12 protein-coding genes are annotated in these 11704 nt (G+C 61.4%); 3 read left to right on the top strand and 9 right to left on the bottom strand.

The window, feature by feature from the left end; genetic code table 11:
* Nucleotides 1-87 precede the first annotated feature (87 nt).
* The 3 genes from LOY35_RS07625 to cysK form a co-directional block, all read right to left on the bottom strand.
* Nucleotides 88-951 carry a DMT family transporter gene (locus LOY35_RS07625; protein WP_258631794.1) on the bottom strand — a complete coding sequence of 288 codons (864 nt, stop codon included), beginning with the start codon at nucleotides 949-951 and terminating at the stop codon, nucleotides 88-90.
* A 337-nt stretch (nucleotides 952-1288) separates the two neighbouring features.
* Nucleotides 1289-2227 carry an aspartyl/asparaginyl beta-hydroxylase domain-containing protein gene (locus LOY35_RS07620; protein ID WP_258631793.1) on the bottom strand — a complete coding sequence of 313 codons (939 nt, stop codon included), beginning with the start codon at nucleotides 2225-2227 and terminating at the stop codon, nucleotides 1289-1291.
* A 247-nt stretch (nucleotides 2228-2474) separates the two neighbouring features.
* Nucleotides 2475-3449 (bottom strand): cysteine synthase A, encoded by a 975-nt coding sequence (cysK, locus tag LOY35_RS07615; RefSeq protein WP_258631792.1) that lies wholly within the window; start codon nucleotides 3447-3449, stop codon nucleotides 2475-2477.
* A gap of 131 nt (nucleotides 3450-3580) precedes the next feature.
* Here cysK and LOY35_RS07610 point away from each other — a divergent pair, with 131 nt between their 5' ends.
* Nucleotides 3581-4657, top strand: coding sequence for a DUF748 domain-containing protein (locus LOY35_RS07610; RefSeq protein ID WP_258631791.1), 1077 nt, complete (start codon nucleotides 3581-3583; stop codon nucleotides 4655-4657).
* Between the two features lie 45 nt (nucleotides 4658-4702).
* On the opposite strand, the gene LOY35_RS07605 is transcribed toward LOY35_RS07610, so the two are convergent.
* Entirely contained in the window at nucleotides 4703-5203 is a 501-nt protein-coding gene (locus LOY35_RS07605; RefSeq protein ID WP_258631790.1) for a DUF2442 domain-containing protein, read from the bottom strand.
* Nucleotides 5191-5421: a DUF4160 domain-containing protein gene (locus tag LOY35_RS07600; protein WP_258631789.1), complete on the bottom strand. Its 231-nt coding sequence runs from the start codon at nucleotides 5419-5421 to the stop codon at nucleotides 5191-5193. The genes LOY35_RS07605 and LOY35_RS07600 overlap by 13 nt, the downstream gene beginning before the upstream one ends.
* Nucleotides 5422-5619: 198 nt before the next feature.
* Between LOY35_RS07600 and LOY35_RS07595 the strand changes: the two genes are divergently transcribed.
* Together LOY35_RS07595 and LOY35_RS07590 are read left to right on the top strand one after the other, a co-directional pair.
* Complete coding sequence (locus LOY35_RS07595) at nucleotides 5620-6465, top strand: MoxR family ATPase (protein WP_003184225.1); 846 nt, start codon at nucleotides 5620-5622, stop codon at nucleotides 6463-6465.
* Nucleotides 6466-6499: 34 nt separating this feature from the next.
* Complete coding sequence (locus LOY35_RS07590; RefSeq protein WP_003198888.1) at nucleotides 6500-7678, top strand: VWA domain-containing protein; 1179 nt, start codon at nucleotides 6500-6502, stop codon at nucleotides 7676-7678.
* A gap of 94 nt (nucleotides 7679-7772) precedes the next feature.
* Here the strand turns inward: LOY35_RS07590 and LOY35_RS07585 are convergent, their stop codons facing one another.
* The 4 genes from LOY35_RS07585 to LOY35_RS07570 form a co-directional block, all read right to left on the bottom strand.
* On the bottom strand, nucleotides 7773-8693 hold the full coding sequence (locus LOY35_RS07585; RefSeq protein ID WP_258631788.1) for a biotin-dependent carboxyltransferase family protein: 921 nt from the start codon (nucleotides 8691-8693) through the stop codon (nucleotides 7773-7775).
* Nucleotides 8690-9394, bottom strand: a complete 705-nt coding sequence (gene pxpB, locus LOY35_RS07580; protein ID WP_258631787.1) for a 5-oxoprolinase subunit PxpB — start codon at nucleotides 9392-9394, stop codon at nucleotides 8690-8692. The genes LOY35_RS07585 and pxpB overlap by 4 nt, the downstream gene beginning before the upstream one ends.
* Nucleotides 9391-10143 carry a 5-oxoprolinase subunit PxpA gene (locus LOY35_RS07575; protein WP_258631786.1) on the bottom strand — a complete coding sequence of 251 codons (753 nt, stop codon included), beginning with the start codon at nucleotides 10141-10143 and terminating at the stop codon, nucleotides 9391-9393. Before LOY35_RS07575 ends, pxpB begins: the two co-directional genes overlap by 4 nt.
* Before the next feature lie 63 nt (nucleotides 10144-10206).
* On the bottom strand, nucleotides 10207-11493 hold the full coding sequence (locus tag LOY35_RS07570) for an MFS transporter (RefSeq protein ID WP_258631785.1): 1287 nt from the start codon (nucleotides 11491-11493) through the stop codon (nucleotides 10207-10209).
* Between the last annotated feature and the right edge of the window lie 211 nt (nucleotides 11494-11704).

Raw genomic sequence — 11704 nt, 5'->3', positions numbered from 1 at the left:
AAGCCTTGCTCCCACAGGTTATGCGACGTCCTGTGGGAGCTTGGCTTGCCCGCGATGGAGGTACTGCAGTCACTGAGCCGCTAACGGCTAGCGGCGTTTACGAAACACAAACACCAGCCCGACGATGATCAGCACCATGCCCAGCAAGCTCAACAGCGCCAGCCGGTTGCCGAACACCAGATAATCCATGACGGCCGTCACCGCCGGCACCAGATAGAACAGGCTGGTGACATTCACCAGATTGCCCCGTGCAATCAACCGGTACAGCAGTAGGGTCGCCAGCACCGATACCACCAGCCCCATCCATAACACCGGCACGATGAAGCCCGCGTTGCTTTCGAAATGGAACGGCTGGAACGGTACGAACACCGCGCACAGCAAAAGCCCGGCCAGGTACTGCACCGGCAGCGTGCCGAGGGGATTATCGGTAATGCGTTTCTGCATGATCGAGCCCGTGGTCATGGACACCAGCGCCAACAAGCCGCACAGCATCCCGGTCAAGGACATCCCGGCCAACCCGATGCCCTGGTACACCACCATGACCAAGCCGACCAACCCAAGCGCCAGGCCGAACAGACGCTGCCCGGAACGCTGCCGTTCCACGAGTACCACGGTGAGAATCGGTTGTACGCCCATCAGGGTTGCCATCACGCCGGGCGTCACGTTCATTTGCAGGGCCAGCAGATAAAAAATCTGATAGGCCCCCAGCAGCACCAATCCGGTGGTCGCGGCAAAGATCATCGGCTTGCCGGCCTTGGGCAGCTTGAACTTGAACACCGGGATCAACAACACCAATGCACACAGTGCGATGGCAAACCGGATCAGCAGAAAAGCAAAAGCTGAAGCGTGGGCCAGGCCCAGTTTGGAAAAAATTGCCCCGCTGCTCCACAGCAGGACGAACAGGCTCGTGGAAGCCGCCGCCAATAAGGCGTTCTTGGATAGGGAAAACATGGATACCACCTGTAGTCAGGCAAAAGCCAACTCAGCCGAGGCTGAAGTCCAGTAGTTTTTTTCAGGCGGGCACAGGGGATGGCAACTGTTGCCGATCAGCCCTGTATGCCAACACCCGGCGGTGATACGACGGCGTATACCGGTGGGCTACTGACAGGTGGGTATTGACCGATCTGCACAGGCTGCTGATCCCCGCACGGCACGACGCCAGCGTTGAACGCTGGAACCACAACCGCGATGACAGGGGATACAGGCATGAGCCGATCTCTTTGGGGAGGTGGGTTCGAAAACCCGACGAGCGCCGACTATAACCAGCGCCCGATGTATTGCGCAACAGTCAACCGAACAACCAATAGCCAAGCGCCGTGAGCACCAGCACCGCCAGTACCGGCCGCATCACCCGGTACACCTTGGGATACTTGCGTTTCCATTGCTTGACCCGACCGCTGATACCGTCGCTGAACGACTTGCTCCAGGCATAGGCCTGGTTGATGCCGCCGACGCGTTCGTCATCCAGGTTCTGCGGCGCGGTAGCGCGACCAAGCATACCGCTGACGGCGCGATTGAGACGGGTCATCAACCGGTTGCTCAAGGGCCGCTCGACGTCGCAGAACAGGATCACCCGGGTCTGGGGTGTTTCATTCTTGACCCAATGCACATAGGTCTCATCGAACATCACGTCTTCGCCGTCGCGCCACGCATAGATCTGGCCATCGACGAAGATCCGGCAATCGTCGGAGTTGGGCGTGGAAAGCCCCAGGTGGTAGCGCAACGAGCCGGCGAACGGATCGCGGTGCGGGTTCAAATGGCTGTCACCCGGCAACAGTGCGAACATCGCGCCGCGGACATTGGGAATCCGGTTGACCAGCTCGACGGTCCTTGGGCACAGCACTTCGGCCGACGGCAGCGGTTTGTCGTACCACTTGAGGTAGAAACGCTTCCAGCCCTTCTTGAAGAACGAACCGAAGCCGGCGTCGTTGTTCTTTTCGGCTGCCCGGATATAACCCTCGTCGAACAGGTGCATTGCCTCCTCACGGATGACCTGCCAATTGTCCTTGAGCACATCCAGTTCGGGAAACTTGCTGCGGTCCAGGTACGGCCGGGAGGGTACGCCGGAGAACAGGTACATCAGGGCGTTATAGGGAGCGAACAGCGCCGAATGGTTGACGAACTGGCGCAACACCGGCAAACGCGCCTTGCCGCGCAGGTGCACGTAAAGGGTACTGCCCAGGAACAGCAGCAGTACCGACGCCTTGGCGACAAACGAAACGGTCATTTATAACTCCTTGTCAAGAAACAACAGGGCAACGTCAACAGCCCGACGTGGCCGTGGGCCATGCTAAATGCTCATGGCCCGGGTAAAAATCGTCTGATGCAATATTCACTGTTGTGCAGGACGTAATAAACCTGACAGACGTCACCTGAACCCTGGCTGACGCCAGTCAAAACACCTTTAGTCCTGCTGAAGGCTTCTGTGGCGAGGGGATTTATCCCCTCGCCACAGAAACTGTCCTGCCACCGGGTTACTGCTGGTTTTCCTGCTCGGTAAACAAATCACTGAACAGCATGCTCGACAAGTACCGCTCGCCCGAATCCGGCAGGACCACCACGATCGTCTTGCCCTGCATCTCCGGTTTTTCCGCCAGGCGCGCGGCCACGGCCATCGCCGCGCCACAGGAGATGCCACAGAGAATGCCCTCCTCCTGCATCAACCGCAGAGCCATGGCCTTGGATTCGTCGTCCGTGACCCGCTCAACCTGATCGACCATCGACAGGTCCAGGTTCTTCGGGATGAATCCAGCGCCAAGTCCCTGGATCTTGTGGGGGCTGGGCTTGATTTCCTGGCCCGCGAGCGCCTGGGTGATCACCGGCGAACTCTCGGGCTCCACCGCCACCGACAGGATCGGCTTGCCACAAGTGTTCTTGATATAACGGGAAACCCCGGTAATGGTGCCACCAGTGCCCACGCCCGCCACCAGCACGTCCACCGCGCCGTCGGTGTCGTTCCAGATTTCCGGACCGGTGGTTTTTTCGTGGATCGCCGGGTTCGCCGGGTTATCGAACTGCTGCGGCATGAAGTAGCTGGACGGGTCGCTGGCAGCAATCTCGGCGGCTTTGTCGATGGCCCCCTTCATGCCCTTGGCCGGCTCGGTCAGCACCAGCTCGGCGCCGAGGGCCTTGAGGACCTTGCGCCGTTCGATGCTCATGGAGGCCGGCATGGTCAGCATCAGCTTGTAGCCACGAGCGGCGGCGACGAACGCCAGGCCGATTCCGGTATTGCCCGAGGTCGGCTCGACGATGGTCATGCCCGGCTTGAGCCTGCCGGTGCTTTCAGCGTCCCAGATCATGTTCGCGCCGATCCGGCACTTGACCGAATACCCCGGGTTGCGCCCTTCGATCTTGGCCAGGATGGTTACGCCCCGCGGGGCAATCCGATTGATCTGCACCAGTGGCGTATTGCCGATGGAATGGGCGTTGTCAGCGTAGATACGGCTCATGACGAGGTCCTTAGTGAGGCGTGAATACAAGCGCCTAAAGGTATGCCTGTTGCCCAAGGGCGTCCAGTTGCACCGAACGTTCGCGATGCCGCAACGGTCAATGGTTTTAATATCGCCGGAGACCTAATGACATGAAGCGTCGATACAGCTGGCCACTGTGGACCCTCGCGGCCATCGTTGCGGTGCTGGTGGCCTTGCATTTCACGTTGCCTTACCTCGTGCGCAATTACTTGAACGACAAACTGGCCGACATGGGCGACTACCGCGGCCAGGTCATTGATGTGGACCTGGCGCTCTGGCGCGGGGCCTATCGGATCAACGGCCTGAAAATCGTCAAGGTCGACGGCAAAGTCCCGGTACCGTTCGTCGACGCGCCGCTGGTCGACCTGTCGGTCAGTTGGCACTCGCTGTGGTACGACCACGCGGTGGTGGCCGAGGCGGAGTTCGCCCGGCCCGAAGTGAACTTCGTCGATGGCGGCGGCAACCGGCAGAACTCCCAGACCGGCCAGGGCACCAACTGGCGCGAGCAACTGAGCAAACTGCTGCCCATTACGTTCAACGAAGTGCGAATCAGGGACGGCAAGGTGACCTTTCGCAACTTCAATTCCAAGCCGCCGGTCAACTTGCGGGCTACCGAGGTCAACGCCAGCTTCTATAACCTGACCAACGTGGTCGACACCGAAGGCAAGCGCGACGCCCGCTTCGAGGGCAAGGCCCTGGTGGCCGAACACGCACCGCTGGAGGTGCAAGCCACCTTTGACCCACTGAGCAAGTTCGAGGATTTCGATTTCCGCCTGCGGGCCAGGAACATCGAACTCAAGCGTCTGAACGACTTCGCCGCAGCCTATGGCAAGTTCGACTTCAACGCCGGCCATGGTGACCTGGTGATCGAAGCAGAGGCGAACAACGCCAAACTCACCGGCTATATCAAACCTTTGTTGCGAGATGTGGATGTATTCGATTGGCAGCAGGATGTGGAAAACGAGAAAAAGAACATTTTCCGCTCGGTCTGGGAAGCGCTGGTCGGCGCTGGCGAAACGGCCTTGAAGAACCAGCGCAAGAACCAGTTCGCTACGCGGGTTGAACTCAGCGGCAATGTCCATCAACAAGACATCAGCGCCTTCGAAGCCTTCCTGCAGATCCTGCGCAACGGTTTCGTCGAGGCCTTCAACGCGCGCTACGAACAGCCACCGCCGTCGAAGGACTAGTGGCCCGTACAACTGATTCGAGTACTCAATTAGCCACACAAGCCCTTACGGTTTGCGGGTGACGGTATAGCGGCCGGGCGGCTCTGCCGCCACTGCACCTGCTCCACGCTGCAGCGAGTCCCAGCCCAGGCACGCCAGGGCCAGAGAGCGCGGAACAGCCTCGCGTCCGCTGCTGTACCGGCTGATGCTGCGAGCGCTGACACCCAACGCTTCAGCTGCTTTGTTCAACGGCAGACCAGTGCGGGCGCGCCACTCAATGAAGATACGGGTATTTTCGTCCTCGGCGTTTTGCGCCAGCGCGTCAAGGTACAAGGTATCGGCGCCGATCTGGATATCCAGCGAGGGCCATTCCACGCTCCAGCCATCGTCGCCCAGGGTCGCGCCTGCAAACGCACCCTCCTCGAGCAAAGGCCGCAACCCCGGGTAACGTTGCACATCGCTGCTCAAGTCGAGCATCAGCTTTTGCCCGTCGATGAACGCCAGCTCCAGGCTGAGTGGCAACACGGCTTGTACGGCCAACAGCCTGGGCCGCTTCATGGATAACATCGTTTCCAATCCTCCAGCAGTTGCGCCTGGTGAGTCCTGACCCAGTCCAGTGCTTCCTTGATGATCAACGGCGGCGCCCGGCCCATCATGACTTCGACGGTTTCCAAGCTCAGCATCACGTCCAGCCCGCCACCGGTGAGATGGACATGGGGCGGTGGATGGTCCCGTTCGCGCAGTTGAATGCGGTACCTGTTCTTGAATCGATATTTAGTAGACATGCCTCAAACATATCGCCAAATTGGCGATATACAATACTGGCAAGCGGCCGAGACTGAGTCAACATGTGACGCCCCATTCAGAGACTGAATACAGCGTCTGCGTTCACAGTCGGCGGGACGTCGCGTTATAGTCGGGCACGCCATTTATTTCGCGCGCCCCGCCTCGCCGGGCCAGCGACACGCTCGAGGAAACTGCAGATGAAGTTCGAAGGCACCAGCGCCTACGTGGCCACCGATGACCTGAAGCTGGCCGTGAACGCCGCCATCACCCTGGAGCGGCCATTACTGGTCAAGGGCGAACCGGGTACCGGCAAGACCATGCTGGCCGAACAACTGGCGGAGTCCTTCGGCGCGCGCCTGATCACCTGGCACATCAAGTCCACCACCAAGGCCCACCAGGGCCTGTACGAGTACGACGCGGTCAGCCGCCTGCGGGACTCGCAACTGGGCGTGGACAAGGTCCATGACGTACGCAACTACCTGAAGAAGGGCAAGCTTTGGGAGGCTTTCGAGTCCGAGGAACGGGTCATCCTGCTGATCGACGAGATCGACAAGGCCGACATCGAGTTTCCCAACGACCTGCTGCAGGAACTCGACAAGATGGAGTTCTACGTCTACGAGACCGATGAAACCATCAAGGCCAAGCAGCGCCCGATCATCATCATTACCTCCAACAATGAAAAAGAGCTGCCGGATGCGTTCCTGCGCCGCTGTTTCTTCCACTACATAGCCTTCCCGGACCGCGTCACCCTGCAGAAAATCGTCGATGTGCACTACCCGGACATCAAGAAAGACCTGGTCAGCGAAGCGCTGGACGTGTTCTTCGACGTGCGCAAAGTACCGGGCTTGAAGAAGAAACCCTCCACTTCCGAGCTGGTGGACTGGCTCAAGCTGCTGATGGCCGACAACATCGGCGAAGCGGTGCTGCGCGAGCGCGATCCGACCAAGGCCATCCCACCGCTGGCCGGTGCCCTGGTCAAGAACGAACAGGACGTGCAGTTGCTCGAGCGTCTGGCGTTCATGAGCCGTCGCGGCACGCGTTGAGCCCTCTTCGTCAACAAGCGCGAGGGCAACTGCCATGCTGCTGAACCTGTTCAATGAGATGCGCGCCGCCAAGGTGCCCGTGTCGGTGCGTGAGCTGCTGGACCTGATCAACGCGCTGAAACAGCGGGTGATCTTTGCCGACATGGACGAATTCTATTATTTGTCCCGGGCGATCCTGGTGAAGGACGAGCGCCATTTCGACAAGTTCGACCGGGCGTTCGCCGCTTACTTCAACGGCCTGGAAAAACTCGACGACCATCTCCAGGCACTGATTCCCGAAGACTGGTTGCGCAAGGAATTCGAGCGCTCGCTGACCGATGAGGAGCGGGCGCAGATCCAGTCTCTGGGTGGCCTGGACAAGCTGATCGAGGAATTCAAGAAGCGCCTGGAAGAACAGAAGGAGCGCCATGCCGGTGGCAACAAGTGGATCGGCACCGGCGGCACCAGCCCGTTCGGCTCCGGCGGCTTCAACCCCGAAGGCATCCGCGTCGGCGACGCCGGCAAACGCCAGGGCAAGGCCGTGAAGGTCTGGGACCAGCGCGAGTACAAGAACCTCGACGACCAGGTGGAACTGGGCACCCGCAACATCAAGATCGCCCTGCGCCGCCTGCGCAAGTTCGCCCGCCAGGGCGCGGCCGAAGAGCTCGACATCGATGGCACCATCGACCACACCGCCCGGGACGCCGGCCTGCTGAACATCCAGATGCGCCCCGAGCGACGCAACACCGTCAAGCTGTTGCTGCTGTTCGACATCGGCGGCTCGATGGACGCCCACGTGAAAATCTGCGAAGAACTGTTCTCGGCCTGCAAGACCGAGTTCAAGCACCTGGAGTACTTCTACTTCCACAACTTCGTGTACGAGTCGGTGTGGAAAAACAACCTGCGCCGCACCTCGGAACGCACCTCGACCCAGGACCTGCTGCACAAGTACGGCGCCGATTACAAAGTGATCTTCATCGGCGATGCCGCCATGGCGCCCTATGAAATCACCCAGGCCGGCGGCAGCGTCGAACACTGGAATGAGGAAGCGGGCTACGTGTGGATGCAGCGTTTCATGGAGAAATACAAGAAACTCATCTGGATCAACCCTTACCCGAAGGACACCTGGGGCTACACCGCCTCGACTAACATCGTGCGGGAGCTGGTGGAAGACCGGATGTACCCGCTGACCCTGCGGGGGTTGGAGGAAGGGATGCGGTTTCTTTCCAAGTAAGATTTTTTACCGCCTGACAGGGCCTCATCGCGAGCAGGCTCGCTCCCACATTTGGAATACGTTCTCTGTGGGAGCGAGCCTGCTCGCGATGCTTTCAGCGGTCCATGAATCCGCGCAAGCACTCCACCTGCTGTCGATGCGCAACCTCCTGCACCACCGGCCGCAACCGCACCTGCGTCCCTGGCAGGCATTGCGCCAGCCGCGCCAGGGCCAGTGGCGTCAAGGCGCCAAGGCGGGGGTAGCCGCCAATGGTCTGCCGGTCGTTGAGCAGCACGATCGGCTGGCCATCCGGCGGTACCTGCACGGCTCCCAGGGGAATGCCTTCGGAAATCATCGCAGGGCCCTGGTATTCCAGGCCGGCGCCCAGCAAGCGGATGCCCATGCGGTCGGCGCGGCTGTCCAGTGTCCAAGGCGTGTTGAACGCATCGAACAGGCTCCGTCCGCTGAACGCGCCATTCTGCGCCCCCAGAATCAGGTCCAGCGGCTGGGCCTGCTGGAAATCCGGAATCAGCCTGCCCGGCATCGGCCGAGGCGTGACCGGGCCTGAATAGCTCAAGTGCTCGCCACGGCCCAACGCGCGCCCCAGCCCATCCAGGCCACCGAGCTCTTCACGCACCACCGTCGACCGGCTGCCCAGCACCGCCGGCGCATCGAAGCCACCGGGGGCCGCGAGGTACGCCCGGGCACCGAGCACAGGTTGGGTCAACGCCAGGGTCTGGCCCTTGCGCAAACTGAAATAGCGCCACGCTGCCACGGCCTGGCCGTCCAGCCGTGCCCCGAGGTCAGCCCCGGCCAGCGCCAGTACACAATCCTCTTCGGCCACCACTGTGAAGCCGCCGAGGGTGATTTCCACCACAGTCGCGCCCAGGGCATTGCCCAGCATCCAGTTGGCCCAGGCCATCGACAGCCAGTCCGCCGCGCCGCCCTGGGTCACGCCCAGATGCCTGACGCCGAAACGGCCGCCGTCCTGCAACAGGCACAGCGGTGTGCTGGCCTCGATCAACAAACGGCTCATGCCAGGGCCTCCTGCGGTGTGTCGTCGCCACCCAATGCGATGAATTCGGCGTGGTCCACGGCGACAAAGCGCACCGTGTCGCCGGGTTGCATCAGGCTGTAGCCGTCACGCTCACGATCGAACAGTTTGGCCGGGGTACGACCGACCAGGTTCCAGCCACCGGGCGACACCAGCGGATACGCCGCGGTCTGGCGCTCGGCGATGCCGACGCTGCCCGCCGCCACCCGCTTGCGCGGCGTGTCGAGGCGCGGCGCGGCCAGTACTTCGTCCACCAACCCCATGAAGGCAAATCCGGGCGCAAAGCCCAGGGCAAACACCTGGTATTCGTGCTCGCTGTGGCGACGGATCACCTGCTCCACCGTCAACCCGCTGCGACTCGACAACAGGTTCAGTTCGGGTCCGACACTGAGGTCGTACCACACCGGCAGCACATGGCACTGGCCGACCGAGCGGGCGTCGGGGGAGAGATTGTTCAGCGCCTCGTTGACCAGATCCCGAGCCTGTGCCGGGTTCAGCGCCAGCATGTCGTAATGCACCATCAGCGTGGTGTAGGACGGCACCAGGTCGATCAGGTACTCGGCGAACACCTCGCGCAGACGCCCACTGGCAGCAAGCATCCACGGCATGTGGGTCTCGGCGATCTCATCGAACAGGCGCACCATCAGGCAGTCCACCGCCACCACTTCCACCCGTGGTTTCATGATGCACGCTGCCCGTCCAGCGCTTCACGGATGCGTTGCACCGCCGCCACGGAGCTGGCGTTGTCACCGTGCACACACAAGGTATTGGCATGCAGGAGCAACGCGCTGCCATCGCTGGCGGTCAGCGAGTCGCCGCGGGCGATGGTCAGGGCCTGCCCGATGATGACCTCGGCATCGTGATGCACCGCGCCCGGCAACTGGCGCGAAACCAGGTGGCCGGCGCTGTCGTAGGCACGGTCGGCGAAGGCTTCGAACCACAACGTCAGGCCATACTCGTCACCCAGGGCCTGGGCGGCGCTGTTGTCCCGGGTTGCCATCAGCATCAGCGGCAACTGCGGGTCGTAGGCCGCGACGGCCTGGATCACGGCACGCAGTTGCGCCGGATTGGCCATCATGTCGTTGTACATCGCGCCATGGGGTTTGACGTAGCTGACCCGCCCGCCCTGGGCCCGGCAGATGCCGTCAAGGGCACCGATCTGGTAATGCAGCAGGTCCTGCAGTTCCTGGGCGGTATAGGCCATGGAGCGGCGGCCGAAACCCGCCAGGTCCTGATAGGCCGGGTGTGCGCCGATTTGTACGCCATGGCTCAGGGCCAGGCTGACGGTCTTGCGCATGATGCTCGGGTCACCGGCATGAAAACCGCAGGCGATGTTGGCGCAATCGATGAAGGGCATCACCTCGGCGTCCAGACCCATGGTCCAGTTGCCGAAGCTTTCGCCGATGTCGCAGTTCAATAGCAGGCGGTTCACTGTGAACGCTCCTGTAGGTTGTTTCTTTTCTGGCCGTGGGGCATGTGCCCCACAGGTTATCAGTTACTCGGCATCCAACTGTTTGCCCTGGGTTTCCGGCAGGCTGAGCGCCGCCAGGATCACCACGCCGTAGGACACGGCCGCGAACGCCCCGATGCCGACACTCAAGGGCACCTTCTGGCTCAGCAGGCCGATCAGTAGCGGAAACAGCGCCGCCAGTGCCCGACCGATGTTGTAGCAGAAACCCTGGCCCGAGCCGCGGATGCGGGTCGGAAACAGCTCGGTAAGGAACGAGCCCATGCCGCTGAATATCCCCGACGCAAAGAATCCCAGGGGGAAGCCCAGCCAGAGCATCACGTTATTGCTCACCGGCATCTGGGTGTACAGCAGCACGATGACGAACGAACCGACGGCGAACAGGACAAAGTTCTTCTTGCGGCCCAGGATGTCGGTCAAATAGGCGCTGATGACGTAACCCACGTAGGAACCGGCGATCACCATCGCCAGGTAGCCACCGGTACTCAGAACGCTCAAGCCACGTTCATTCTTCAGGAAGGTCGGCAACCAGGAGGTGATGGCGTAGTAGCCACCCAGCGCACCGGTGGTCAGCAACGAAGCGCGAATCGTGGTGAAGAGGATGCCGGGGGCGAAAATCTCGTAGAACTTCGCCGGATTGCTCGGTTCCTCACGGGCCTTGGTCTGGTTATAGATCTCCGGGTCCTTGACCAGTCGCCGGACGAAAATCACGAATATCGCCGGGACCAGGCCAAGCATGAACAGGGCGCGCCAGGCGTCTTCCGGCGCCAACACCGAAAACAGCAGCGCATACAGAATCGCTGTCATGCCCCAACCCAGCGCCCAGCCCGCCTGCACCATGCCAACCGCCTTGCCGCGGTCCTTGGCGCGGATCACCTCGCCCATCAGCACCGCGCCGGCGGTCCATTCGCCACCGAAGCCGAAGCCCATCAGGGTACGGGCGATCAGCAGCTGTTCATAACTCTGGGCCAGGCCACACAGGAAGGTGAAGAAAGCGAACCACAGCACCGTCAGTTGCAGGGTACGGACCCGGCCGATGCGGTCCGAGAGAATACCGGCCACCCAGCCGCCGATGGCCGAGGCGATCAGGGTGCTGGTGTGGATCAGCCCTGCTTGCCCGGTGGTGATGCCCCACATCGCGATCAGGGTCGGCACCACGAAACTGAGCATCTGCGTATCCATGCCGTCCAGGGCATAACCGATCTTGCAGCTCCAGAAGGTGCGGCGTTCCTGCTGATTGATGTTGCGGTACCAGCCGAACGGACCGGAACGGGCCTGGGGTTGGCGGACGCCGAGTGTGTCAGGGGCACTCATGGTGGTTCTCCACGGTTTTATTGTTATAAGCCTCGACGCTGGAAACGTAGAGACCGGTTGCGCCGATTCTTGGGCCCACGGCGCGGCGCGTCCAACGAATAAAATTGCGGACGGGTCATAAGAAAAAGTTGATTGGGTGGGAAACGGGGTGCTTGGCTACTCACCATTAGTGGCGAGGGGATTCATCCCCGCTGGGCTGCGAAGCAGCCCC

Source organism: Pseudomonas sp. B21-028 (assembly GCF_024749045.1).
Taxonomy (GTDB): Bacteria; Pseudomonadota; Gammaproteobacteria; order Pseudomonadales; family Pseudomonadaceae; genus Aquipseudomonas.
Note: the sequence above shows the minus strand (reverse complement) of the source record. Positions and strands in the feature narration are given on the sequence as shown.

Coding starts and splice junctions, on each gene's coding strand:
- LOY35_RS07625 (WP_258631794.1), bottom strand. CDS start 951: ATGTTTTCCCTATCCAAGAACGCCTTATTGGCGGCGGCTTCCACGAGC.
- LOY35_RS07620 (WP_258631793.1), bottom strand. CDS start 2,227: ATGACCGTTTCGTTTGTCGCCAAGGCGTCGGTACTGCTGCTGTTCCTG.
- cysK (WP_258631792.1), bottom strand. CDS start 3,449: ATGAGCCGTATCTACGCTGACAACGCCCATTCCATCGGCAATACGCCA.
- LOY35_RS07610 (WP_258631791.1), top strand. CDS start 3,581: ATGAAGCGTCGATACAGCTGGCCACTGTGGACCCTCGCGGCCATCGTT.
- LOY35_RS07605 (WP_258631790.1), bottom strand. CDS start 5,203: ATGTTATCCATGAAGCGGCCCAGGCTGTTGGCCGTACAAGCCGTGTTG.
- LOY35_RS07600 (WP_258631789.1), bottom strand. CDS start 5,421: ATGTCTACTAAATATCGATTCAAGAACAGGTACCGCATTCAACTGCGC.
- LOY35_RS07595 (WP_003184225.1), top strand. CDS start 5,620: ATGAAGTTCGAAGGCACCAGCGCCTACGTGGCCACCGATGACCTGAAG.
- LOY35_RS07590 (WP_003198888.1), top strand. CDS start 6,500: ATGCTGCTGAACCTGTTCAATGAGATGCGCGCCGCCAAGGTGCCCGTG.
- LOY35_RS07585 (WP_258631788.1), bottom strand. CDS start 8,693: ATGAGCCGTTTGTTGATCGAGGCCAGCACACCGCTGTGCCTGTTGCAG.
- pxpB (WP_258631787.1), bottom strand. CDS start 9,394: ATGAAACCACGGGTGGAAGTGGTGGCGGTGGACTGCCTGATGGTGCGC.
- LOY35_RS07570 (WP_258631785.1), bottom strand. CDS start 11,493: ATGAGTGCCCCTGACACACTCGGCGTCCGCCAACCCCAGGCCCGTTCC.